Raw genomic sequence first — 21603 nt, 5'->3', positions numbered from 1 at the left:
TGCCCGACTCGGCGAGGCCGCGCCCGCGCTTCCCGGCACGGGCCGGCGGTCCGCACCGTGGCGGTCGGCGCACGGCCGCGGTCGGCACCGGGTCGGGCGGGGCGGCGGAGGTCAGGGCAGCGGTTGGGCGTGCACCGGCACGTGCGGGCTCTGGTGGCCGCCGCTGGCGAGCATCCGGACCTCGCCGGCGTCGCTGATCTCGGCCCGGACGATCCCGCTCTCGTCCTCGTACACCGGGTGGCCGCCCGGGCCCGCGGCGTCGGTGCGGCTGACCACCACGACGTCCTGCGGGGCCTGGGTGCCCGGAGTACCGGGGAAGGTGAGGGCGTAACGCTCGGCGGGGTTCATCGCACCTGCTCCTGCCTACCCGACGGCCTCGGCGGGCTCGGCGGCCCGGGTGTGCGAGCCGCGGACCTCCAGCTCGGCCAGCAGCCGGGCGGTGGCCTCCGCCACCGCTTCCACCGCGCGGTCGAAGGCCTCCCGGTTGTGCGCCGCGGGGGCGCGGAACCCGGAGACCTTGCGGACGTACTGGAGCGCGGCGGCGTGGAAGTCCTCCTCGTCGGCGTCGGGGGTGACGGGGGGTCGCAGCGTCTTGATGTTGCGGCACATGCTCCCAGTCTCGCGCGCGGGAGCCGCGTCGGCGACCCCCGTTCGTCACCCGCACCTCACGGCGACGCCATCCGACCGGATTAGGATGCCGGACGAACGAATCCGTTCTCTTCACCCCCCGCCGCGCGCTCCCCCGTCCGTCGGCGTCACTCCGGAGTCATCCCTTGCCTCTCGCGCTGCTCGCGCTGGCCGTCACCGCGTTCGCCATCGGAACCACCGAGTTCGCCGCCATGGGGCTGCTGCCCCAGGTCGCCGACAGTCTGCACGTGTCCATCCCCCAGGCCGGCTGGCTGATCTCGGCGTACGCGCTGGGAGTGGTCGTCGGTGCGCCGCTGCTCACCGCGCTGGCCGCCGGGCGGCCGCGCAAGGCGGTGCTGGTGGCGCTGGCCGGGCTGTTCGCGACCGGCAACCTGCTGTGCGCGCTGGCCCCGGAGTTCTGGTCGCTGGCCGCCGCCCGGCTGGTCACCGGGCTGCCGCACGGCGCCTTCTTCGGGGCCGGCGCGGTGGCGGCGGCCGAGCTGGTCGCGCCGGACCGGCGGGCCCGGGCGGTGGCCGTGATGTTCTCCGGGCTGACCGTCGCCAACATCGTCGGCGTCCCGGCCGCGACCCTGCTCGGCCAGCACCTGGGCTGGCGGGCGACCATGCTGGTGGTGGTGCTGATCGCGGCCGCCGGGACGGCCGCCATCGCCCGGCTGGTGCCCGCACTCCCCTCCCCCGGCCAGTCCGGACTGCGGCACGAGCTGCGGGCCCTGCGCAGCGGGCAGCTCTGGCTGGCGCTGGCCACCGTGGTGTTCGGCTGCGGCGGCTTCTTCGCCTGCTACAGCTACATCACGCCGCTGCTCACCGAGGTCTCCGGGTACGCCACCGGCTCGGTGACCCTGGTGCTGGCGCTGTTCGGGGTCGGCATGACGATCGGCAACGTGCTGGGCGGGTTCGCCGCCGACCGGGCACTGCGCCCCACCGTCTGCGTGGCCTTCGTACTGCTCTCCACCACCCTGGCGCTGTTCTCGGTGACCGCGCACGCCCGCTGGTCGGCGGCCGTCACGGTGGTGCTGATCGGGCTGTTCGGCTTCGCGATCGTGCCGGCCGTGCAGACCCTGGTGCTGCAGAAGGCGCGCAGCGCGCCGACCCTGGCCTCGGCGACGGTCCAGGGCGCCTTCAACCTGGCCAACGCCCAGGGCGCGTACTTCGGCGGGCTGGCGCTGGCCGCCGGGTTCGGCTGGACCTCGCCGACGCTGGTCGGCGCGGGCCTGGCCGCCACCGGGACGCTGATCGCGGTGCTCGCCTGGGCGGCCGACCGCCGGCGGCCCGCCCCGACGGCGGGGGAACCGGCGGCGGCCGCGATCGCCACGGCCTGAGGCCCTCCGGGAGGCTCCTAGACCTCCTGGACCTCCCGGTGGGCGTCGGCGAGCAGCTGGTAGCCGGCGCCGTTGGCCTCGATGCCCGACTTCTCGTCCTCGGTCAGCTCGCGGCGGACCTTGGCCGGGACGCCGGCGACCAGCGAGCCGGGCGGGACGACCATGCCCTGCGGCACCACCGCTCCGGCGGCGACCAGCGAGCCGGTGCCGATCCGGGCGCCGTTGAGCACGGTGGCGTTCATGCCCACCAGGACGTCGTCCTCGACGGTGCAGCCGTGCAGCACGGCGTTGTGGCCGACCGAGATCCGCTCGCCGACCACCAGCGGGAAGCCGGGGTCGGCGTGCAGGGTGCAGTTGTCCTGGATGTTGCTGCCCGCGCCGACGCTGATCGACTCGGCGTCGCCGCGCAGCACCGCGCCGTACCAGATGCTCGCGCCGGCGGCGACGGTGACGTCCCCGACCACGACGGCGTTCGGCGCCACGAAGGCGCCCGGGTCGACGGCGGGCGTCCTGCCCGCGACGGCGGCGATCAGCGGCTCTGCCATGTCTCGTCCTCCTGGTGACGGTGGCCGGTGGGGCGGGTCCGGCGGCTCCCGCCGGGTGCGCGGCGCCGGTCGCCGGACGTGCCCCCGGGTCGCGGGTCAGCGTAGGGGGTCGGTCACGGCGCCGTGCGGGCGAGGTCGGTTCCGGCGGCTCCGGGCCGGGGTCCGCACAGGGCGGTCACGAAGACCTTCTGCCAGGCCGCGTTGGCGGGCTCGTCCGGGGCGTCGTAGACGGTGGTGCTCCCGGCGAACTCTCGCCCGCCGTCCGCCGAGCCGAGCAGCATGGTGCTGTAGCCGGGGATGCCGCCGGCGTGGCCCCAGAAGGAGCCGCAGGGCGTGTCCAGGCGCTGCAGTCCCAGACCGTAGGTCCGGCCCTCGCCGTGGTCGGTGGTCTGCCGCATGGCGGCGAGTTCGGCGGGGCGCAGCAGGCGGCCGCCGAGCAGGGCGTGGAGGAAGGCGGTGAGGTCGGCGGTGGTGGAGACGCCGGCGCCGGACGGGCCGGCCATCGAGGGGTTGAACAGGGTGACGTCGACCGGGCCGGTGCCGGTCTTGTAGTAGCCGTGGGCGTGCGGGCCGGGGAGGAAGGGCGAGTCGCCGGGCATCCAGGTGCCGGTGAGGCCGAGCGGGCGGATGATCCGGCGGGTCACCTCGTCGTTCCAGCCGCGGCCGGTGAGCTTCTCGATGATCATCCCGACCAGGATGTAGTTGGTGTTGGAGTACTGCCAGTCCTGGCCGGGCGGGAAGGCGGGCGGGTAGCGCTTGGCGATGTCGACCAGGTCCCGCAGGCCGTAGTGCTTGAAGCGGCCGCCGTCGAGCCACTCCGGGCGCCGGAAGTCGAAGGCCGGGTCCTGGGTGTAGTCGGCGACGCCGCTGGTGTGGTCGAGCAGCTGCCGGACGGTGATCGCGGTGCTGTTCGGGACGATGCCCGGCAGCAGGCACTCCAGGCGGTCGTCGAGGTCCAGCCGGCCTTCGCCGACCAGCTGCAGCAGCGTGGTGGCGACGAAGGGCTTGGTGGCGCTGCCGATCCGGAAGGAGCCCCGGGGGTCGGCGGGCGCGCCGTCGAGTTCGGTGACGCCGGTGGCGTTGCGCCAGACCAGCCGGCCGTCCTCGCGGACGGCGCCGAGGGCGGAGGTCGAGTAGCCGGGGCCGGTCATCCCGGCGAGGGCGGCGTCGGCGGCCTCCCAGTCGGCGCGGCGCTCCGGGGTGGCGACGGCGCCGGCCCGGGCGGCGCCGGTGGCGCGGCCGCCGTGCGGGCCGCCGCACTCGGCGGTGCCCGGTCCGGCGGCGGGCCGGGCGGCGGCGGCGGCGGGGGCGAGCGCGGCGAGCAGGCCCGCGCCGACGGCGGCCGCGACGGCGGTGCGCAGGGCCGGTCGGCGGCGCCGGGTGGTCGGAGTGGTCGGGGCGTCGGTCATGCCGGTCTCCCTGGTCTGGGTCGTGGCGGCGGTCGACCGGGTCACGGGCCCCGGCCTCTGGCACCGTGCCAGGGATCCGGGCGGCGGTCGTCGGCCGCTGGTCGGTGTCCGACCCGGAACGGACCCGGAGCGAACCCCGAACGAACCCGGAGCCGTGCCCCGGGAAAGCTCGGGGTACGGCTCCGGGACCAGCGGCGGGGCGTGCGTCAGGTGACAGGGGCGTGCTTGCGCAGGACCTCGACGAAGGCCCGCAGCCAGGCCGGGTGGTCGGGCCAGGCGCGGGCCGAGACGACCACGCCGTCCACCACCGCCGCGCCGTCCACGAACTCGGCGCCCGCGGCCCTGATGTCCGGGGCCAGCGCCGGGTAGGCGGAGCTGCGGCGGCCGTCCAGGACGCCGGCGGCCGCGGTGATCAGCGGGCCGTGGCAGATCTGGGCGACGGGCTTGTCCCCGGCGAAGAAGTGCTGGGCGATCCGCTGCACGTCCGGGTCGTTGCGCAGGTACTCGGGGGCGCGGCCGCCGGGGATGACCAGGGCCACGTAGTCGGCCGGGTCGACTTCGGCGAAGGCCAGGTCGGCGGGCCAGGTGTAGCCGGGCTTCTCGGTGTAGGTGTCGAAGCCATCGACGAAGTCGTGCACCACGAACTGGAGGCGCTTCCTGGTCGGGGCCGCGATGTCGACCTGGTAGCCCTCCTCGCGCAGCCGCTGGTAGGGGTAGAACACCTCCAGTGACTCGGCGGCGTCCCCGGTGACGAGCAGGATCTTCGATGTCATCGCCGACATCCCTCCACGTGGTCGAGCGTCAGGTCGGGTACGGGCGAGGGGCGGTGGCGACCGGCCCGGGCCCGGTCCAACCTCCCGTACCGGCGACACCGTTGGCAACGGGGCGCACCGGGCGCGCGACAGCGCGTACGGACCACCGTGCGCCGCTTGCGGGGAGTGCGCGCCGGTCGGCCGCCCGGCTGCGGGGGCCGACGGCCCGCGGCCTAGACTCCTGCTGCCCGTGACCGCCCTGCTCCGGAGGAGCCCATGCCCGCCCGCACCACCTACCTCGTCCTCGCCGGCTACCAGAACTCCGGCCCCGCGCACTGGCAGACCCGCTGGGAGGAGGCCGAGCCGGAGTCCTTCCGCCGGGTCCAGCAGGCGGACTGGGACCACCCGGAGCGGGCGGACTGGGTGGCCCGGGTGGACGCGGCGGTGGCCGCGGCCGCCGCCGAGGGCCCGGTGGTGCTGGTCGCCCACAGCCTGGGCTGCGTCACGGCCGCCCACTGGGCGGCCACCGCGTCCGCCGAGCGGACCGCCGCCGTCCGGGGCGCGCTGCTGGTGGCCCCGGCGGACGTCGACACCGCCGAGGTCCCGGAGCTGGTCGGCTTCCGCCCGGTGGCGCTGGAGCGGCTGCCGTTCCCGTCCGTCGTGGTCTCCTCGACCGACGACCCGTGGGTCTCCCCCGAGCGGGCCCGCGCGTTCGCCGCCGCCTGGGGCGCCCGGTACGTCGAGCCGGGTGCGTACGGACACCTCAACTCCGACTCCGGGCTGGGCGACTGGCCGGAGGGCCGCAAGCTGCTCGCCGAGCTGTGACCGCGGCCACGGGGGACGCGGTGACCGGGGAAGCGGCGACGGGGGAAGCCGGGGCGGGGGGACGATGGACCGGGGGACGATGAAGCGGGGGACGTCCCGGGCCAGGCGCGTCCTGGTCCGGCTGCTGGCGGTCGCCGGGCTGGCCGCCGTACTGCTCTACACCGAGGGGCAGTGGGAGAGCCGCTCGGGCGGGCGGATGCTGGTCGCCGACCTGCTCAACCGGCCGGAGCCGCTGCTCGGCGGGGCGCTGGCGGCGCTGATCGCGGCCGCCTGGCTGGGCGACCCGCGCACCGCCGTGCGGACGGCCACCCGGACGGTCACGGTGACCGCCGGGGTGGTGTTCCTGATCGGCGTGCTGGCCGCGCACAAGGTGTCGGCGGCCGAGACCCGCAGCCGGGAGGACGCCCCGGCCGGGGCCGAGCACGCCCTGATCATGGTGCACCGCTCGTACGCCGCCGGGTCGGCCGCGGGCGAGCACTGGCAGGTGCTGCTGGAGAGCGGTGCGGGCTGGTCGGCCCGGCGCTGGTCGCTGGCGGACATCGGCCGGGGCCCGGGCGACGCCCGGCTGGTGACCGCGAACTGGACCGGGCGCTCGCAGATCACCGTGGTGACCGACTCCTACCGGCGGGTGTTCAACCTCGACCAGGACAGCGGCGAGCCGGTCGAGGCGCGCTAGCCCGGGCCGGGTTCGGACCTGCCGCAGGCCTCAGCCCGGTCGCGGGCCTCAGCCGGTCGCGGGACGGGTTCAGCCCAGCCCCAGGGCGTGCGCGCCGAGCGCCAGCAGGGCCGCGTTGCCGGCGGCGCCCAGCGCGGTGGCGGACAGGAAGCGGGCCGCCGTGCCGTCCGGGAACGGGTTGAGGGTCATCGCGTGCAGGAAGCCCGGCATCGTCCACACCACCGCCGTCCACTGCCGCACGGCGCCCGCCGGGCCCGCCTCGCCGCGCGGGTCGGCATGCGGGTCGGCACGCGGTTCGGCGCGCGGCGAGGCCCGCGGTTCGGCGCGCAGCTCGTGGGCGGCGGCCAGGCCGATCACCAGGTAGCCGGCCAGGTAGCCGATGGAGGGGCAGAGGACGGCGGGGACGCCGAGGACGCTGTGCGGCATGCGGTCATCGTCCGCCGAACGGCCGCGGCCCCGCATGAGTACCCGTACTCATGCGGGGCCGGGGGTTCACCGGTCCTCGGGTTTCACCGGCCCGCGGGGCTCAGCGGTCCTCGGGGTTCACCGGTCCTCGGGGTCGGTGGCGCCGGGCGGAACGGCCGGCACGGTCGGTGCGGCCGGCCCGGTGCGGCCGGGCGCCGGGGTGGCGCCGCGCGGCCGGCCGGTGTTCGCCGGGCCGCCGGTGGCGGGGGTGCCGGCGCAGGTGGCCGGGCCCGGCGAGCCGCCGAGGGTGGGGCAGTTGGCGTCCCGCCGGGGCGGGTCGGGGATGTGGACGGTGGTGAAGGCCTTCTCCGGCATGTCCCGGACGGCGTCGCTCATCGCCTGCTGCCAGATCGGTCCGGGGCCGGTGGCGCCGAAGACCTCGGCCTGGTACCTGCCGCCGATCCGGATGTTGCGCATCGGCACCTTGGTGCCCGGGCTGCCCAGCCAGACCGAGCCCGCCAGGTTGCCGGTGTAGCCGGTGAACCAGGCCGACTTCTTCTCGTCCGTGGTCCCGGTCTTGCCGGCGATCTGGCGGCCGTCGTCCAGGCCGAGGTCCCTCGCGGTGCCACCCTTCTCGGTCACCCCGAGCAGCACGCTGTTGATCACGTCCGCGGTGCTCTCGGACATCGCCGGGGTGCACCGGGCCTGGGGCACCGGGACGTCGGCGCCGTCCACGGTGGTGATCCGGTTGATCGCCAGCGGCGCGCAGTAGGTGCCCCGGGCGGCGAAGGTCGCGTACACGTTGGCCATGGTCAGCGGGCTGACCTCCTGGGTGCCGAGGCCGAGCGCGGGCACCTCCTGCAGGGCCGAGCCGTCCGCCTTGCCCTCCATGCCCAGCTTGTTGGCCATCTGCTTGACCGCGCAGAGGCCGATCTCCTGCTCCATCTGCACGAAGTAGGTGTTCACGGAGAGCGCCATGGCCTGCTTGAGCTCGTACGGGCCGACCTCCTGGACGCTCTCGTTGGGGATGCTCCCCTCCTTCTTCCCCTTGCTGAGGTTCTTCCAGGTGCCGTCGCAGGTCCGCATCGTCGGCCAGTCCATCCGGTTCGGCGAGTCGTACCGCTGGGTGGGCGACAGACCGGCCTCCAGGGCGGCGGCGGCCACGATCGGCTTGAAGTTGGAGCCGGGCTGGAAGCCGATGCCGCCGCCCATCGCCGCGTCCACGTTGTAGTTGACGACGGTCTCGTTCTTCTCCTTGGCCAGGCCGTACGGGCGGGTCTGCGCCATCGCCAGGATGTTGCCGCTGCCGGGCTCGACCATCGTCATCGCGGCCGAGACCGGGTCGGTGACGTACACCTTGGTGGAGACGGCCTTCTGGGCCGCGGCCTGCTTGTCCGGGTCCAGCGTGGTGTAGATGTTCAGGCCGCCGGTGTCCCAGAGCTTCTTGCGCTCGGCCGAGCTCTTGCCGAACACCGGGTCCTGCTTGACCACGTGGCGCACGTAGTCGCAGAAGAAGCCCATGCCCGCCTCGGCGGTGATGCAGCCGTTCCGCGGGTCCTTGTAGACGAGGCCGAGCGGCGCGGCCTTCGCCTCCCTGGCCTGCTCCGCGGTGATGTGCTTGTTCTCCACCATCTTGTCGATGACGGTGTCGCGGCGCTTCTGGGCGGCCACCGGGTGCAGCTTCGGGTCGTACTGGGACGGGTTCTGCACCAGCCCGGCGAGCATCGCCGCCTCGGGCAGGCTGAGGTCCTTGGCGTCCTTGCTGAAGTAGCGCTGGGAGGCGGCCTGGATGCCGTACGCCTGGTGGCCGTAGAAGGTGATGTTCAGGTAGTTGGTGAGGATCTGATCCTTAGTCAGGTCCTCCTCCAGCTTGATGGCGTACCGGAGTTCCTGGATCTTGCGGCCGAGGGTCTTGCGCTGCGCCTCGCGCACCGCCTCCGGGTCGTCGCCGGCCTTCTCCACGTTGACGTTCTTCACGTACTGCTGGGTCAGGGTGGAGGCGCCCTGGACGGCGGCCCCGCTCTCCGCGTTCTTGGTGAGCGCCCGCAGGATGCCCTTGAGGTCGACGGCGCCGTGCTCGTAGAAGCGGGCGTCCTCGATGTCGACCTGCGCGGTGCGGATCAGCGGGGACATCTGGTCGGCGGGTATGACGGTGCGGTCGCGCTCGTACACCTTGGCGATCAGGCCGCCCCTGGCGTCGAAGATCTTCGTCGCCTGGGTCAGCGGCGGGGCCCTGAAGTCGTCGGGGATGTTCTCGAAGCCCTCGGCGCCGCTCTTCACCCCGAGTCCGACCGCCCCGGCCGCCGGGAGGATCAGGCCCGCCAGCAGGACGCCGCCCAACGCGCTGGCGCCGAGGAAGGTGGCCGCGTGACGCAGGATGCCCAGCGGGGTCTCGCGGCGCCTCGGGCGCGGCACCCAGGTGTCGCCCGGGTCCGAGGCGGCGGGTATGCGGCTCTTCGGTGACATAGATCGAACATTACGGCCGTGACCAGGCCACGGGGAGCGGGTGTCGGCGAAGGATTGTCACAAAATCGCGACGGATTCGACTCATTCCCGAGGGTCGAACGGACGTGCACGGCGGAGCAAGGGCCGTTCGTCCACGGCCCGTTGCCCCGCCTGCCGCGCCCCGCCCCGGTCAGCCCGCCGGGCAGAAGACGTCCCGGGCCGGGCGTCGGCCGCTGACCAGGTAGTCCGTCACCACCTCGTCGCCGCAGGCGTTCCCGGTCGACCGGTAGACGCCGTGGCCGCCCGAGTCCACCGTCACCATCCGGGCCCGGTCCCCGAGCGCCGCGCGCAGCTTGAGCGCGCCGGTGTACGGCGTCGCCGGGTCGCGCAGGTTCTGCGTCAGCAGCACGTTGGACGGGCCCCTGTCGGTGACCCGCACCGGCGGCTCGGCGGGCGCGAACGGCCAGAAGGCGCAGGGCATCACGTTCACCGGCAGGCCGGCGGTGAGCGGACGGGCGGCGCGGTCGGCGGTGACGGCCTTCGCGTAGCCGGCCGGATCGGTGGGCCACCGGACGTCGTTGCACAGGGTGCCGACCGAGACGGCGAGGGTGTTCTGCACCGCCCGCAGGTCCCGCTCGCTCGGCTTCGGCGCGGCGGGCAGCGGGGCACGGCCGAGCCCGGCCAGCATCAGCCGGGCGAGGCCCGGGAACCTGGCGTCCGAGTAGAGGCTCTCCAGCAGGGTCTCGCGCAGCACGTTGCCGTTCAGCTCCGCCGGGTTGGCGCCCTCCCACGGCAGCGGGGCACGGTCGAGGCGGGCCGCGAGGTCCAGGAAGAGCGGGCGGACCTCCTCCGGGGTGTCGGCCAGCCGGTCCGGATTGTCCGGCGCGGACGCCCACCTGGCGAAGTCCGGGAAGCGGTCCTCGATGCCCTGGCCGTAGCCCTCCAGCCAGCCGCGCCCGACCCTGGTCGGATCCGGGTCGTCGTTGCTGTCCAGCACGATCCGGTCGGTGCGCTGGGGGAACATGGCGGCGTAGACCGCGCCCGCGTAGGTGCCGTACGAGACGCCCCAGACGGACAGCCGGCGCTCGCCGAGGGCGCGGCGGACGCTGTCGATGTCGCGGGCCTCGTTGGCGGTGGAGATGCTGCGCAGCACCGGGCCGCCCTTGCGGGCGCAGGTCTCGGCGACGCGGCGGGCGGTGGCCAGGTTCTCCTCGATCGAGCCGTCGGCAGCCGGCCAGGGGCGCACCTTGGACATCGCCAGGTCGGCGGTGTCCAGCCCGCAGTCGACCGGGGTGGAGCGGCCGACGCCGCGCGGGTCGAAGCCGACCACGTCGTAGCGGTCGCGGACGGACTGCGGCAGGCGACCGGCCATGCCCTTGACGAGGTCGAGGCTGGAGCCGCCCGGGCCGCCGGGCACTGCCAGCAGGACGCCGCGGCGCAGCCGCGGGTCGGCGGCGGTGATCCGGGAGACGGCGATGGTGAGGCGGGCGCCGTCCGGGTCGGCGTAGTCCAGCGGGACGGTGACGTCGGCACAGCGTTGCGGGCTGTCGGCCGGAGCGTCCGGACAGGTGGTCCAGGCGAGGCGGTCGTTCCCCGGCTTCGCGGTGCCGGCCGCGCCGGCGGGCAGGGCGGTCAGCGCGGTGACGGCGAGGGCGGCGGCCGCGGTGGCCGCGGCGGCGATGGTGCGGGTGGGCTTCGGCATGCCCAAGAGTCTGCTGTGGTCCGGCACTTGGGCCCATCCGGGCAGCGGGCCGGTCGGGGGTGGGGAAATCCCCCGGGGGCGGGTGGAGACCGCTGCGGTCGCGGTCTCCCACCGTGCGGGACGAGGGGCGGACGGAAGGTCTAGAGCCCGAGCACACCCGGGTCGGTGGCCAGGGCGCGCAGCGGCTCGCGAGGGTCGGCGACCAGCCTGCGTTCCGCCAGGTCGAGGATGCCGCCGACGCCGGTGATCTCGGCCGCCAGTACGCCGTCCTCGCGGACCAGCCGCTGCACCACCTGGAACGTCTTGCCGTCCCGCCAGGTGAACGAGCAGCCGACCTCGACCGAGTCGCCCGCGCGCAGCTCCCGCAGGTACTTGACCGTGGTCTCCAGGACGACCGGGCCGACCCCCTCGGCGACCAGGTCCGCCTGGCGGATCCCGGCCGCCCGGAGGTACTCCCAGCGGGCGTGCTCGGCGTACTGGAGGTAGACCGCCTGGTTGAGGTGCCCTTGGGAGTCGGTCTCGTACCCCCGGACGGTGATGTGCGTGGTGAAGTCCTGATCACTCATGCCCCGCACGGTACTCCGGGCCGCCGGGGCCCCACCGCGTGTCCTCCGTCACCCCGGCCGGACGGCCTCCCGGACCGCGCGGACCGCCCGGCGGGGCCGCTCAGCGGGGCAGGACGGCCAGCAGCTCCGTGAGGGCGTCCGGGCGCTCGTCGACCGGCAGGTGCTCGACGGGGTGGAAGCCGCAGCCGAGCGCGGTCGCGCCGCCGTCGCAGACGAGGTCGTCGCCGACCATCAGGACGTCGGCGGGGGCGAGGCCGAGCCGCTCGCAGGCGGTCTCGAAGATCACCGGGTCGGGCTTCTGGGCGCCCACCTCGCAGGACAGCACGTAGACGTCGACCAGCTCGTCCAGGCCGTGCGCGCGGAAGATCGGACGCAGGTCCCAGCCGACGTTGCTCACCACCGCGACCGGCAGGCCCCGGCGGCGCAGCTCGCGCAGCACGGGGACGGCGTCCGGGTACGGGCGCCAGCTCGCGGGCGCGATGTGGGTCTCGTAGAGGGCGTCCACGTCGAGGCCGGCGGGCGGCTCGGCGGCGCGGGCCAGCGCGGTGTAGGCGGCGCGGTGCAGCTCGGGGGTCAGGTCCCTGGTGTCCCAGGCCTGCTGGACCTCCGGCGGGATCCGGCGCGGTGGCACCCCGCCGGGCAGGGCGCCGAACTCCTCCAGCCGGGCCACCAGTTCGGCCTCCTCCCCGGCGGGCAGCGCGAGGCCGGTGGCGGCGGTGTGGGCCGTCAGCCACTCGGCGGTGGAGACGACCCTGAACAGGGTGCCGGAGAAGTCGAACATCACAGCTTTGATCATGGTCCGAGCCTAGCCGGGGCGCTGCCCGGCCGTCCGGCATACCGGATCAGGGCGCGGTCGGGGCACGATCAGGCGCGGTCAGGGCAGGGTCAGGACGCGCGGGCCGTCCTCGGTGATGGCGACGGTGTGCTCGACGTGGGCGGCGCGGGCACCGTCGACGGTGCGCAGGGTCCAGCCGTCCGGGTCGGTGCAGTGGTCGTCGCGGCCGCCGGCCAGCAGCATCGGCTCGATCGCCAGCACCAGGCCGGGGCGCAGCGGGTAACCCCGGCCCGGGCGGCCCTCGTTGGCCACGTGGGGGTCCTCGTGCATCCGGCGGCCGATGCCGTGTCCGCCGTAGCCGTCCAGCAGGCCGTACCGGCCGGAGCGGGCGACGGTGCCGATGGCGTGGGCGATGTCCCCGGTCCGGTTGCCGACCACGGCGGCGGCGATGCCCGCCTCCAGGGCCCGGCGGGTGGTCTCGATCAGGGCGGTGTCCTCGGGGCGGGCGGTGCCGACGGTGAAGCTGACCGCCGCGTCCCCGGCCCAGCCGTCCAGGAGGGCGCCGCAGTCGATGCTCACCAGGTCGCCGTCGCGCAGCCGGTAGCCGTTCGGAATGCCGTGCACCACCGCGTCGTTCACCGAGGCGCAGATGACGGCCGGGAACGGGACGGGCGCGAAGGCCGGGCGGTAGCCCAGGAACGGCGAGGTGGCCCCGGCCGCCTTGAGCACGCCCCGCGCCACCTCGTCCAGCTCCAGCAGGCTGACGCCGACCGCCGCCTGCTCCCGGACGGCCGCCAGCGCGTCCGCCACCACCCGTCCGGCCTCGCGCATCGCGGCCAGCCCGGCGTCCGACTTGAGTTCGACCATGGTGCGTCCTCCCCTTGGATCCAATTCTTATACCGGTATTTGTATCACGGTCTGCGGGGTGCGGGACGCCCCGGGCGGGAGGCCCTACACTCGTCGGCATGGTGAGGACTCCGCTGACCCCGTGGGAGCGCGAGCGCGGCGAGCGCTTCGGGGCGCTGCTGCGCGAGGCGCGCGGCGGGCGCAGCATGGTCGAGGTGGCGGCGGCGGCCGGCGTCTCGGCGGAGACGCTGCGGAAGATCGAGACGGGCCGGGCACCGACGCCGTCCTTCTTCACCATCGCGGCACTGGCCTTCGCGCTCGACCTCTCGCTGGACGAACTGGCGGCCGCGTGCGCGCCCTCGGAGGACGGCGAGGCGCTCTCCGCCTAGCCAGTGCGCGCGGACCGGGGCGGGCGGTACGCGGATCGTCGACGTCCGGTGCCGCCGAACGGGCTTCACCGGCTTCCCTCAGGAGTCGAGGACCTCCGCGCCGGACACCGCGCAGCGGCTGCCGGGACGGCGGCGGCCCGCCCCGCGCGCGGGGCGCGGGGCGGGCCGTCGTTCTCGGGCCGTTCGGCGGCGCGGGTCAGCCGACCGAGCTGTTGTAGCTCTCGATCGCCGGCTGGAGCTCCTTCGCCGCGTCGGCCAGGGCCTGCTGGGCCGGCTTGGTGCCCGCGATGGTCTGCTCGATCGCGGTCTCCACGCCCTTGCGGGCCTGCGGCATGACGCCGAGCAGGCAGCCGGCCGTGGCCGGGGTCGGCTTGGTGGCCTTCAGCTGGTCGATCGCGGTCTGGAACTGCGGGTACTTGGCCACCCACTCCTTGTCCCTGGGGTCGTCCAGGGACTTCGTGTTGACCGGGAAGTAGCCGGTGCCGGTGTGCCAGACGGCCTGCTGCTCGGGGGCGGAGACGAACTTCTCGAACTCCCAGGCCGCGCGCTTCTCGGCGTCCGAGTGACCCGGGCCGCTGATCCACAGCGAGGCGCCGCCGATCACCGGGCCGCCCTGGTCGCCGGCGGCGACCTTCGGGAAGGCGGCGGTGCCGACGGCGAACTTCGCGGCCTCGGTGTAGCCGCGCAGCACGCCGGTGGACTCCAGGTGCATCGCGACCGTGCCGGCCTTGAACGCGGCCTGGGCGTCGTCGGTGGTGCGGCCGGTGTTGGCCGCGTAGCCGCCCTTGACCAGGTCGGCCCACCACTGGACGACCTGGGCGCCCTGGGCGGAGTCGAAGACGGCCTTGCCGGCCTTGTTGCCGCGGCCGTTGTCGTTGTCGCAGTACATGGCGCCGGACTCGGCCAGCAGCTGCTCGACGAACCAGCCGTAGATGGCGGCGCCGAAGCCGTACCGGACGGTCTTGCCGTCGGCGTCCTTCCTGGTCAGCTTCTTGGCCAGCTCGCCCAGCTCGTTGAGGTCCTTGGGCGGCTGGGCCGGGTCGAGCCCGGCCTCCTTGAAGGCGTCGGTGTTCAGGTACAGCAGCGGCATCGAGGAGTTGAACGGCATCGACTGGAGCTTGCCGCCGACCGAGTAGTAGTTCCGGATGTTGGCGTCCAGGTCGTCCAGCGAGTAGCCGTCCTTGTCGGCGAAGGCCTGGGCGGGGACGGTCTGCCTGGAGTCGATCATGAACCGGGTGCCGATGTCGTAGACCTGCGCCAGGGCGGGGGTGCCCTTCTGCTGCACCGCGGCCTTGTACTTGGTGACCAGCTCGTCGTACTTGCCCTGGAACTGCGCCTTGACCTCGATCTTGCCCTGGTGGGCGGCGTTGAACTGGCCGACCAGCCCGTTCAGCACGTCGGCGTTCTTGCCGGTCATCGAGTGCCAGAACTCGACGGTGGTGACGCCGGAGGCCTGGTCGAGCGCCTGGGCGCCGGGCGCGCCGGCGTCGGAGGAGCCGCCGGCGCCGGAGCCGGAGCCGCTGGAGCTGCAGGCGGTCAGGGACAGGCCGGCCACCAGCAGGGCCGCGAGCGCGCGCGCACTCTTCTTCACGAGGGTTCTCTCTCTATCCGGGAAAGCGGGGGACGTGGACGGGACGGGGCCAGTGGGACGGCGCCAGTGGGACGGGACCAACCGGGCGCCACCAACCGGGCGTCACCAGCGCGGCGGGTTCAGCGGACCGCGCCCGCGGTGAGGCCGCGGACGATGAAGCGCTGGCCGAAGACCACCAGGGCGAGGGTGGGCAGCAGGGAGAGCACGACGCCGGCCAGGATCAGCCCGGGGTCGGCCATCTCCGAGTCGCGCAGCGAGGTCAGCCCGATCTGCAGGGTCTGCATGTCCGCGGTGCGGGTGATGATCAGGGGCCAGAAGTACTGGTTCCAGGCCGACAGGAAGACGTAGATCGACAGCGCCGCCAGGGCCGGCTTGTTCAGCGGGACGACGATCCGCCACAGGAAGCGCCAGTGGCCGGCCCCGTCGATCCGGGCGGCGTCGCGCAGTTCGCCGGGCAGCTGCCGGAAGGCCTGGCGCAGCATGAAGGTGCCGAAGCCGGAGGCCAGGAAGGGCAGCACCAGGCCGAAGTAGGTGTTGCCGAGCCCCCAGTCGGACAGCGTCAGGTAGTTGGGGATGATGATGGCCTCCCACGGGACCATCAGCGTGGCCAGGAACACCCCGAACACCACGGCCCGCGCCTTCATCGGCAGGAAGACGAAGGCGTACGCGGCGAGGACCGAGGTGAACAGCTGGGCGAGGGTGATGGCGGTTGCCGTGATCGCCGAGTTGGCGTACTGGCGGGCCAGCGGGACGGCCTCCACCGCGCCGGAGAAGTTCCGTCCGGTGACCGAGTGCGGCACCAGGGCCGGCGGGTAGGAGGAGAGTTCGGACGGGCCCATGAAGGCGCCGGCGACGGCGTAGTAGACCGGGAACGCCACGGTGACGACGGCGACGGCGAGCAGCAGGTACACGGCGGCGCGGCCGAGCAGGTCGCGCGGGGAGCGCCCGGCGAGGGCGCGGGCGCGCGGGCGGGGCGCCTCGGCCCCGGCCCCGGCCCCGTCGGTGAGTGTGGTCATGCGTAGTGCACCTTCCGCTCCAGGACGCCGAACTGGACGGCCGTGCAGGCGAGGACGACCACGAGCAGCACCACGGCCTGGGCGCTGGCGGTGCCGAAGTCGCTGGAGCCGTAGGCGAAGGCCTTCTCGTAGACGGAGTAGACGAGGGTCCGGGTGGAGCCGTCCGGCCCGCCCTTGGTGAGGATGTGGATCTGGCCGAAGCTCTGGAGCGCGTGGACGGTGGAGACCACGGTCAGGAAGAACAGGTTCGGGCCGAGCATCGGGACGGTGATCGAGCGGGCCAGCCGCAGGCCGGAGGCGCCGTCGATGCGGGCCGCCTCGAGCACCTCCCCCGGGATCGAGCCGATGCCCGCGGAGAGCACCAGCACGTTGTAGCCGAGGTTCATCCACACCGTGGTGACGGCCACCGAGACCAGCGCGTACCGGGAGTCGGTCAGCCAGCCGACCGGGCCGAGGCCGACGTGCGAGAGCAGGCCGTTGAGCACCCCGCTGGCGGGGTTGAAGAACACCGCGAAGACCACCGAGGCGCTGGCCACCGAGAACGCGAAGGGCAGTGCGAACGCCGAGCGCAGCAGCCGCACGCCGCGGATGCGGTTCTCCAGCAGCAGCACCAGCACCAGCGCGCCGAGCACCCCCGGGACCACGGTGAGCAGCGTGAACAGCGCCGTGGTGGTCAGGGTGCGGCCGAAGTCGGCCGAGGCGAAGAGGTCCGTGTAGTGCTTCGCCCCCACGTAGCGGGAGGGCGCGCCGAAGAGGTCGTTGGCGTGTGCGCTCAGGTAGACCGTCCGCCCCAGCGGGTAGCCGATGAAGAGGACGAAGACCACCAGGGAGGGCAGCAGGAAGGCCCAGGCGAGCCCGTGCTCGCCCCAGCGCCCTCCCCGTCGCGGTCGTGGGCCCGGGAGCGGCCCGGGGTGCGGTGCGGTCGGCATCTGTCGCGCGTCCGCCTTTCGTGATGTCGGTTCCGGCCGAAACCGTGTCCTGCCCACACGACGGCGCGGAAACCCCGCGGTGATCAACCGGTGTCGCCGGGATTACGCGTTCGCGTCAGATTCGGCCGGTGCGGCACAGACCGGCCGCGGACCGGCCGTTGAGCGGTTCACCGCGCTGTCGGAGGGGTGTCGTACGGTGCGCGGGTGGACGAAACGGAATTCGACATCCCGACCGCAATGGCCGAAAGTGTGCGCTCCCGCGCGGGTGCCTGGGCGCTCGTCGAGGGCTTCGCCGGGTACTGGGGCGAGCCGCTGGGGCCCGGCGACGGCTTCACGGACGCGGAGCTGGACGCGGCCGAGCAACGGCTGGGCCTGCGGCTGCCGGTGGCGCTGCGGGAGGCGTACCGGCTGTTCGGCCGCCGGGCGGACCTCACCAGCAGTCAGGACGTGCTGCTGACGCCGGCGGAGCTGTACGTGCTGGACGGCGCGCTGGTGTACCGGGCGGAGAACCAGGGCTGCGCGCACTGGGGCGTGCTGCTGGACGACCTCGGCCGGGAGGACCCGCCGACGGTGGGCCGGCTCGATCTGGCGGACAAGTCGCGGGAACGGTGGGAGCCCTGGGAGGAGCGCTTCTCGACGGCGGCCGCAGCGATGGCGATGGCGGAGAAGCTGCTGGAGGACCACGAGCTGGCCGACTTCCTCGAACCGGGCGACTTCCCCGAAGCGGACGGGGAACTGCCGTACGGTCTGGAGGAGTTGCCCGCGCTGGGCCGCGGCTTCCGGTGGTACCGGGGGCCGGAGGTGCTGGTCGGCGTGGCCGGGGGCGCCTGGGCGGCGGCCCGGGCACGCACCCCGGAGGCGCTGGACGCGCTCTACGGGGCGGTGCCCGGGGAGTGGCCGGGCGAGTAGCCCGCCGACGGGCGCCCGGTGCTCGGCGGCTCCGGGGCCAGGCGGAGGAGCCGCCGGGGTCAGGCGGAGGAGCCGCCGTCCAGGACAAGGTCGCTGCCGACGGTGTAGCCCGCCTCCGGCGAGGCCAGGTACAGCACCGCGGCGGCCACCTCCTCCGTCGCGCCGGCCCGGCCGACCGGGACCTCGGCCCTCATCCGTCCGGCCTTGGCCGCGGCGTCCTCGCCCGGCCGGGAGGACATCGGGGTGTCCACCGCGCCGGGGCTGACGGTGTTGATCCGCACGCCCTCGGCGATGTGGTCGAGGGCGGCGGCCCGGGTCAGCGCGGTGACCGCGGCCTTGCTGGCGGCGTAGGCCCCGACGCCCGCGATCCGCTTGTGGGCGCCGATGTTGGACGAGACGTTGACGATCGCGCCGCCGCCGTGGGCCCGCATGTGGCCGATCTGGTGCTTCATCGCGAGCAGGGTGCCGGTCACGTTGATGTCGAACATCCGCTGCCACTCGGCCTCGTCGATGTCGGCGACCGGGCCGAGGGCGCCGAGCACCCCGGCGTTGTTGACGGCGACGTCCAGGCCGCCGAGGTTCTCGACGGTCTCCCGGACCAGCCGGGCGGCGTCCTGGGCGTTCGTCACGTCGCCGGTGAGCGCGACCGCCTTGCCGCCGGCCTGCTCGATCAGGTCGACGGTCCCGGCGAGCGGGCCGGCGGTGCGGCCGGCGACCGCGACCCGGGCGCCCTCGCGGGCGAAGGCGAGCGCGATCGCCCGGCCGATGCCGCTGCCGCCGCCGGTGACCAGGACGGACTTGTCGGCGAAACGCTTGGTCATGAGGTGGACTCCTTGATTCGGGTGGTGCGTTCGGTTGCGGTGGGGACGGTGTTCCGGGGCAGGGCGGCGACCGCGACGGCGGTGAGCGCCAGCCCGACGGCGGCCGCCGCGAAGGCCGCGGCGTAGCCGCCGACGACGCTCGGGCGGGTGGCGGCCAGCGCCATCAGGGCGGCCAGTCCGGCGGTGGGGCCGAGTTCCATGGCCGTGTTGAACACTCCGGCGGCCAGCCCGGTGCGCTCCGGCGGCACGCCGCCGGTGGCGAGCACGGCCGCGCCGGCGAAGGCCGCGGCGGCACCGGCGGGCAGCAGGAGCAGTCCGGGCAGCAGTCCGAGGGCGTACCCGCTGCCGGGGGCGAGCCCGGCCAGCAGGCCGAGTCCGCCGGCCGCCACGGCGAGGCCGCCGGCGGTGACGGCCACCGGCCCGTACCGGACGGTCAGCGGCCCGGCCAGCCGGCCGGCGAGCAGCAGGACGGCCGCGTACGGCAGGAAGGCGGCGGAGGTGGCCGCGGCGCTCCAGCCGCGCAGCTGCTGGAGGTGGAGCGAGAGCAGGACGAAGGCGAGCGCGGTGCCGGCGGCAGTGGCCGTGACGGCGGCGAGCCCGGTGGCGCGGCGCCGGTCGGCGAGGAAGCCGGGCGGCAGCAGCGGGTCGGCGGTGTGGCGTTCGGCGGCGGCGAAGGCGAGCAGCAGGGCGAGCCCGGCGGCCAGCGGGCCGTACGTTCCGGGGCTGTGCCAGCCGTGTTCGGTGGACGCCACCAGGGCGTAACTCGCCGCGCAGACACCGGTGGTGGCGAGGGCGGCGCCGCGCAGGTCCAGGGCGGGGCGGTGGCCGACGGGGGCGGCTCCGGGCCTGGCCGCGCGGTGCCCGGCGGGGGCGGCGGCGGGCAGGGCGGCGGAGCGGGCGAGCCCGGCCAGCGCGACCAGTACGGGCACCGCGAACAGCCAGCGCCAGGAGACCGCGGCGGCGACCGCGCCCGAGAGCACGCTCCCGACGGTGGCGCCGAGCACCGACAGGCCGCCCCAGGTGGCCATCGCCCGGCGGTAGGCGGCAGGTTCGGGGTACAGCACCCGGACCACCGCGACCGCCGCCGGGGCGGTGAGGGCGGCTCCGGCGCCCTGCACGAAGCGGCTCGCCAGCAGGACGGGGTAGCCGGGCGCGAGCGCGCAGGCGACCGAGGCGGCGGCGAGCAGTGCCAGGCCCGCGCGGAGCACCGGGCGTCCGCCGTGACGGTCCGTCAGTCTCCCGCCGAGCAGCAGGAGGGAGCTGAAGGAGAGGCCGTAGGAGGCGCTGAGCAGCAGCACCGCGGACGGGCCGAGCCCTAACTCCCGTGCCACCAGGGGCAGCGGCACGGTGAGGATCGTGATCGCGAAGACCAGCACCGCCTGGACGACGCCGAGCAGCGCGAAGCCGTACCGGCCGGTAGTGATGACAGCCATGTAAAACCCTCCCCCCTATGTAGACCGTTCGGTCCAGAATGAGCACAACAGAAGAAGCCGGTCCAGGACGACCGGGCGTCAGTCCAACAGCGCCAGCGCCTGCTCGGCGGCGTCCCGCGCCCGGGGCGCGCCGTCGGCGGTCTTGCCCACCACCCGGATGCCCTGCAGCAGCACCACCAGCATCCGGGCGAGCGCCCGCGGCTCCCGCCCGGCGGGCAGTTCGCCCTGGGCGGCGGCGCGCACCAGGGCACCGGTGAGCAGCGTCTCCAGGCGGTCGAAGCTCGCCTCCACCCGACGGGCCGCGGCCGGGTCGTGCGCGGCCAGCTCCACCGCCGTGTTGGTGACGAAGCAGCCGATCCGGCGCTCCGGCCCGTCCGCCGTCGCGTAGTGGCGGACCATCGCCCGGACCGCCGGCAGCGCCGGGCCCGGCTGGGACAGCTCGTCCAGCCGCGCCGAGTCGCTCTGCTCGCAGTAGCGCTCCAGCGCCCGCAGGTACAGCTCGTGCTTGCTGCCGAAGGTCGCGTACACACTGGCCCGGGCGATCCCGAGCCGCTCGACCAGGTCGGCCACCGAGGTCGCCTCGTAGCCGCGCTCCCAGAACAGCTCCAGGGCCGCCTGCAGCGCCGCGTCCGGGTCGAATTCCTTCGTTCGCGCCATGTCGAGAACCGTATCTCTTTCTGGACCGAACGGTCAAGAAAGAGCGCCCATTGGTCCAGACCTAATGCCTGACGGAGCATTGCCAACGGAACTCGGCCAAGGCTACCCTTACCGCTCCCCCGTCCACCTCCTTCCCCACAGGGAGGCGCTTCGCATGCCCGCACCCCGCCCCACCACCCCCCGGCAGGCCGTCGACGCCGTCAGACCCGTCGTCCTGACGGCGTTCCGGATCGTCGTCGGCCTGCTCTTCGCCTGCCACGGCGCCGCCTCGCTGTTCGGCGTGCTCGGCGGCGCCAAGGGCGGCGGCACCGTCCCGCTCGGCCAGTGGCCGGGCTGGTGGGCCGCTCTGATCCAGCTGGTCGGCGGCGCCCTGGTGCTGCTCGGCGCCGGCACCAGGGTGGCCGCCCTGCTCTGCTCCGGCTCGATGGCCTACGCCTACTTCACCGTCCACCAGGAGCACGCCCTGCTGCCGATCCAGAACGGCGGCGAGCTCTCGGTGATGTTCTGCTGGTCCTTCCTGGTCATCGCGGCGCTCGGCTCCGGCCCGTACGCCCTGGACCGGCTGCTCACCCGTCAGCCGGTGGCCGCGTCGGCCGAACCGGCAGCCCAGCAGACCTCAGCGGTCTGACGGACCGTCCGCGGCCAGGTGGCGCTCGACCGAGGCGACCTTGGCGGTGAGGCCGTCGGTGACCCCGGCCCGGTCGTCGATCTTGATGACCGTGCTCACCCGGTTGCTGTGGGCCTTCACCGCCTCGATCGCCGCCTTGATCACCGGCATCACCTCGTCCCACTCCCCCTCGATGCTGGTGAACATCGCGTCCGTACGGTTGGGCAGGCCGCTCTCCCGCACGACCCGGACGGCGGCGGCCACCGCCTCCCCCACGTCCTCGCCGATCCCCAGCGGGGTCACCGAAAAGGCTGCGATCACGGTCTGCGCTCCTTGCG

At 74.4% G+C, this 21603-nt stretch carries 24 protein-coding genes; 6 read left to right on the top strand and 18 right to left on the bottom strand.

The genetic code is table 11. The annotated features are described in order from the left end of the window. Positions 1-111 precede the first annotated feature (111 nt). Entirely contained in the window at positions 112-348 is a 237-nt protein-coding gene (locus ACIQI7_RS28660) for a DUF6296 family protein (protein WP_387755130.1), read from the bottom strand. A gap of 15 nt (positions 349-363) precedes the next feature. Then, a complete protein-coding gene (locus ACIQI7_RS28655) occupies positions 364-609 on the bottom strand; it encodes a DUF2277 domain-containing protein (RefSeq protein ID WP_387755128.1) in 246 nt (81 codons plus the stop codon). A 164-nt stretch (positions 610-773) separates the two neighbouring features. On the opposite strand from ACIQI7_RS28655, the gene ACIQI7_RS28650 reads away from it, so the two are divergent. Beyond that, the gene (locus tag ACIQI7_RS28650; RefSeq protein WP_401115231.1) at positions 774-1967 is read left to right on the top strand and encodes an MFS transporter; all 1194 of its coding nucleotides are present in this window, start codon (positions 774-776) and stop codon (positions 1965-1967) included. 17 nt (positions 1968-1984) lie between these two features. Here the strand turns inward: ACIQI7_RS28650 and ACIQI7_RS28645 are convergent, their stop codons facing one another. The 3 genes from ACIQI7_RS28645 to ACIQI7_RS28635 all read right to left on the bottom strand — a co-directional run bounded on the left by ACIQI7_RS28645 (position 1985) and on the right by ACIQI7_RS28635 (position 4694). Further along, positions 1985-2512, bottom strand: coding sequence for a gamma carbonic anhydrase family protein (locus ACIQI7_RS28645; RefSeq protein ID WP_401115228.1), 528 nt, complete (start codon positions 2510-2512; stop codon positions 1985-1987). A 113-nt stretch (positions 2513-2625) separates the two neighbouring features. Then, positions 2626-3921, bottom strand: a complete 1296-nt coding sequence (locus tag ACIQI7_RS28640; RefSeq protein WP_401115225.1) for a serine hydrolase domain-containing protein — start codon at positions 3919-3921, stop codon at positions 2626-2628. A 206-nt stretch (positions 3922-4127) separates the two neighbouring features. After that, on the bottom strand, positions 4128-4694 hold the full coding sequence (locus tag ACIQI7_RS28635) for a DJ-1/PfpI family protein (RefSeq protein ID WP_401115222.1): 567 nt from the start codon (positions 4692-4694) through the stop codon (positions 4128-4130). Positions 4695-4949: 255 nt separating this feature from the next. Here ACIQI7_RS28635 and ACIQI7_RS28630 point away from each other — a divergent pair, with 255 nt between their 5' ends. Together ACIQI7_RS28630 and ACIQI7_RS28625 are read left to right on the top strand one after the other, a co-directional pair. Next, positions 4950-5498, top strand: a complete 549-nt coding sequence (locus ACIQI7_RS28630; RefSeq protein WP_401115219.1) for an RBBP9/YdeN family alpha/beta hydrolase — start codon at positions 4950-4952, stop codon at positions 5496-5498. 79 nt (positions 5499-5577) lie between these two features. Beyond that, complete coding sequence (locus ACIQI7_RS28625) at positions 5578-6174, top strand: hypothetical protein (RefSeq protein WP_401115216.1); 597 nt, start codon at positions 5578-5580, stop codon at positions 6172-6174. 69 nt (positions 6175-6243) lie between these two features. Here the strand turns inward: ACIQI7_RS28625 and ACIQI7_RS28620 are convergent, their stop codons facing one another. The 6 genes from ACIQI7_RS28620 to map form a co-directional block, all read right to left on the bottom strand. Further along, positions 6244-6600, bottom strand: coding sequence for a hypothetical protein (locus ACIQI7_RS28620; RefSeq protein WP_401115213.1), 357 nt, complete (start codon positions 6598-6600; stop codon positions 6244-6246). 117 nt (positions 6601-6717) lie between these two features. Continuing rightward, a complete protein-coding gene (locus tag ACIQI7_RS28615; RefSeq protein WP_401115210.1) occupies positions 6718-9045 on the bottom strand; it encodes a transglycosylase domain-containing protein in 2328 nt (775 codons plus the stop codon). Positions 9046-9214: 169 nt separating this feature from the next. Further along, on the bottom strand, positions 9215-10726 hold the full coding sequence (locus ACIQI7_RS28610; protein ID WP_401115207.1) for an alpha/beta hydrolase: 1512 nt from the start codon (positions 10724-10726) through the stop codon (positions 9215-9217). Between the two features lie 140 nt (positions 10727-10866). Beyond that, on the bottom strand, positions 10867-11292 hold the full coding sequence (locus tag ACIQI7_RS28605; protein WP_387755100.1) for an acyl-CoA thioesterase: 426 nt from the start codon (positions 11290-11292) through the stop codon (positions 10867-10869). A gap of 100 nt (positions 11293-11392) precedes the next feature. Then, positions 11393-12088, bottom strand: a complete 696-nt coding sequence (locus ACIQI7_RS28600; protein ID WP_401115204.1) for an HAD family hydrolase — start codon at positions 12086-12088, stop codon at positions 11393-11395. Between the two features lie 78 nt (positions 12089-12166). Further along, on the bottom strand, positions 12167-12934 hold the full coding sequence (map, locus tag ACIQI7_RS28595; protein WP_401115201.1) for a type I methionyl aminopeptidase: 768 nt from the start codon (positions 12932-12934) through the stop codon (positions 12167-12169). Between the two features lie 98 nt (positions 12935-13032). Here map and ACIQI7_RS28590 point away from each other — a divergent pair, with 98 nt between their 5' ends. Beyond that, the gene (locus tag ACIQI7_RS28590; RefSeq protein WP_387755095.1) at positions 13033-13302 is read left to right on the top strand and encodes a helix-turn-helix domain-containing protein; all 270 of its coding nucleotides are present in this window, start codon (positions 13033-13035) and stop codon (positions 13300-13302) included. Positions 13303-13498: 196 nt separating this feature from the next. Here ACIQI7_RS28590 and ACIQI7_RS28585 read toward each other — a convergent pair whose 3' ends face one another. From ACIQI7_RS28585 to ACIQI7_RS28575, 3 genes are all read right to left on the bottom strand, one after another. After that, positions 13499-14893 (bottom strand): ABC transporter substrate-binding protein, encoded by a 1395-nt coding sequence (locus ACIQI7_RS28585; RefSeq protein WP_401115197.1) that lies wholly within the window; start codon positions 14891-14893, stop codon positions 13499-13501. A gap of 119 nt (positions 14894-15012) precedes the next feature. Beyond that, complete coding sequence (locus tag ACIQI7_RS28580) at positions 15013-15909, bottom strand: carbohydrate ABC transporter permease (protein ID WP_401115194.1); 897 nt, start codon at positions 15907-15909, stop codon at positions 15013-15015. Next, positions 15906-16838 (bottom strand): carbohydrate ABC transporter permease, encoded by a 933-nt coding sequence (locus tag ACIQI7_RS28575; RefSeq protein WP_401115192.1) that lies wholly within the window; start codon positions 16836-16838, stop codon positions 15906-15908. The genes ACIQI7_RS28580 and ACIQI7_RS28575 overlap by 4 nt, the downstream gene beginning before the upstream one ends. Positions 16839-17042: 204 nt before the next feature. Here ACIQI7_RS28575 and ACIQI7_RS28570 point away from each other — a divergent pair, with 204 nt between their 5' ends. After that, positions 17043-17747 carry an SMI1/KNR4 family protein gene (locus tag ACIQI7_RS28570; protein WP_401115190.1) on the top strand — a complete coding sequence of 235 codons (705 nt, stop codon included), beginning with the start codon at positions 17043-17045 and terminating at the stop codon, positions 17745-17747. Positions 17748-17806: 59 nt separating this feature from the next. On the opposite strand, the gene ACIQI7_RS28565 is transcribed toward ACIQI7_RS28570, so the two are convergent. The 3 genes from ACIQI7_RS28565 to ACIQI7_RS28555 all read right to left on the bottom strand — a co-directional run bounded on the left by ACIQI7_RS28565 (position 17807) and on the right by ACIQI7_RS28555 (position 20658). Continuing rightward, complete coding sequence (locus ACIQI7_RS28565) at positions 17807-18568, bottom strand: SDR family NAD(P)-dependent oxidoreductase (RefSeq protein WP_401115188.1); 762 nt, start codon at positions 18566-18568, stop codon at positions 17807-17809. Further along, on the bottom strand, positions 18565-20001 hold the full coding sequence (locus tag ACIQI7_RS28560; protein WP_401115183.1) for an MFS transporter: 1437 nt from the start codon (positions 19999-20001) through the stop codon (positions 18565-18567). The genes ACIQI7_RS28565 and ACIQI7_RS28560 overlap by 4 nt, the downstream gene beginning before the upstream one ends. A 78-nt stretch (positions 20002-20079) precedes the next feature. Beyond that, positions 20080-20658, bottom strand: coding sequence for a TetR/AcrR family transcriptional regulator (locus ACIQI7_RS28555; RefSeq protein ID WP_401115181.1), 579 nt, complete (start codon positions 20656-20658; stop codon positions 20080-20082). A gap of 154 nt (positions 20659-20812) precedes the next feature. Between ACIQI7_RS28555 and ACIQI7_RS28550 the strand changes: the two genes are divergently transcribed. Further along, positions 20813-21286, top strand: coding sequence for a DoxX family protein (locus tag ACIQI7_RS28550; RefSeq protein WP_401115178.1), 474 nt, complete (start codon positions 20813-20815; stop codon positions 21284-21286). Here the strand turns inward: ACIQI7_RS28550 and ACIQI7_RS28545 are convergent. Beyond that, a complete protein-coding gene (locus ACIQI7_RS28545) occupies positions 21275-21586 on the bottom strand; it encodes an MTH1187 family thiamine-binding protein (protein WP_188299649.1) in 312 nt (103 codons plus the stop codon). The genes ACIQI7_RS28550 and ACIQI7_RS28545 overlap by 12 nt on opposite strands. Positions 21587-21603 lie beyond the last annotated feature (17 nt).

This window comes from Kitasatospora sp. NPDC092039 (assembly GCF_044756065.1).
Classification (GTDB): Bacteria; Actinomycetota; Actinomycetes; order Streptomycetales; family Streptomycetaceae; genus Kitasatospora.
Note: the sequence above shows the minus strand (reverse complement) of the source record. Positions and strands in the feature narration are given on the sequence as shown.

Coding starts and splice junctions, on each gene's coding strand:
- ACIQI7_RS28640 (WP_401115225.1), bottom strand. CDS start 3,921: ATGACCGACGCCCCGACCACTCCGACCACCCGGCGCCGCCGACCGGCC.
- ACIQI7_RS28620 (WP_401115213.1), bottom strand. CDS start 6,600: ATGCCGCACAGCGTCCTCGGCGTCCCCGCCGTCCTCTGCCCCTCCATC.
- ACIQI7_RS28615 (WP_401115210.1), bottom strand. CDS start 9,045: ATGTCACCGAAGAGCCGCATACCCGCCGCCTCGGACCCGGGCGACACC.
- ACIQI7_RS28555 (WP_401115181.1), bottom strand. CDS start 20,658: ATGGCGCGAACGAAGGAATTCGACCCGGACGCGGCGCTGCAGGCGGCC.
- map (WP_401115201.1), bottom strand. CDS start 12,934: ATGGTCGAACTCAAGTCGGACGCCGGGCTGGCCGCGATGCGCGAGGCC.
- ACIQI7_RS28605 (WP_387755100.1), bottom strand. CDS start 11,292: ATGAGTGATCAGGACTTCACCACGCACATCACCGTCCGGGGGTACGAG.
- ACIQI7_RS28625 (WP_401115216.1), top strand. CDS start 5,578: ATGAAGCGGGGGACGTCCCGGGCCAGGCGCGTCCTGGTCCGGCTGCTG.
- ACIQI7_RS28655 (WP_387755128.1), bottom strand. CDS start 609: ATGTGCCGCAACATCAAGACGCTGCGACCCCCCGTCACCCCCGACGCC.
- ACIQI7_RS28550 (WP_401115178.1), top strand. CDS start 20,813: ATGCCCGCACCCCGCCCCACCACCCCCCGGCAGGCCGTCGACGCCGTC.
- ACIQI7_RS28645 (WP_401115228.1), bottom strand. CDS start 2,512: ATGGCAGAGCCGCTGATCGCCGCCGTCGCGGGCAGGACGCCCGCCGTC.
- ACIQI7_RS28590 (WP_387755095.1), top strand. CDS start 13,033: ATGGTGAGGACTCCGCTGACCCCGTGGGAGCGCGAGCGCGGCGAGCGC.
- ACIQI7_RS28565 (WP_401115188.1), bottom strand. CDS start 18,568: ATGACCAAGCGTTTCGCCGACAAGTCCGTCCTGGTCACCGGCGGCGGC.
- ACIQI7_RS28610 (WP_401115207.1), bottom strand. CDS start 10,726: ATGCCGAAGCCCACCCGCACCATCGCCGCCGCGGCCACCGCGGCCGCC.
- ACIQI7_RS28600 (WP_401115204.1), bottom strand. CDS start 12,088: ATGATCAAAGCTGTGATGTTCGACTTCTCCGGCACCCTGTTCAGGGTC.
- ACIQI7_RS28560 (WP_401115183.1), bottom strand. CDS start 20,001: ATGGCTGTCATCACTACCGGCCGGTACGGCTTCGCGCTGCTCGGCGTC.
- ACIQI7_RS28580 (WP_401115194.1), bottom strand. CDS start 15,909: ATGACCACACTCACCGACGGGGCCGGGGCCGGGGCCGAGGCGCCCCGC.
- ACIQI7_RS28630 (WP_401115219.1), top strand. CDS start 4,950: ATGCCCGCCCGCACCACCTACCTCGTCCTCGCCGGCTACCAGAACTCC.
- ACIQI7_RS28635 (WP_401115222.1), bottom strand. CDS start 4,694: ATGACATCGAAGATCCTGCTCGTCACCGGGGACGCCGCCGAGTCACTG.
- ACIQI7_RS28575 (WP_401115192.1), bottom strand. CDS start 16,838: ATGCCGACCGCACCGCACCCCGGGCCGCTCCCGGGCCCACGACCGCGA.
- ACIQI7_RS28660 (WP_387755130.1), bottom strand. CDS start 348: ATGAACCCCGCCGAGCGTTACGCCCTCACCTTCCCCGGTACTCCGGGC.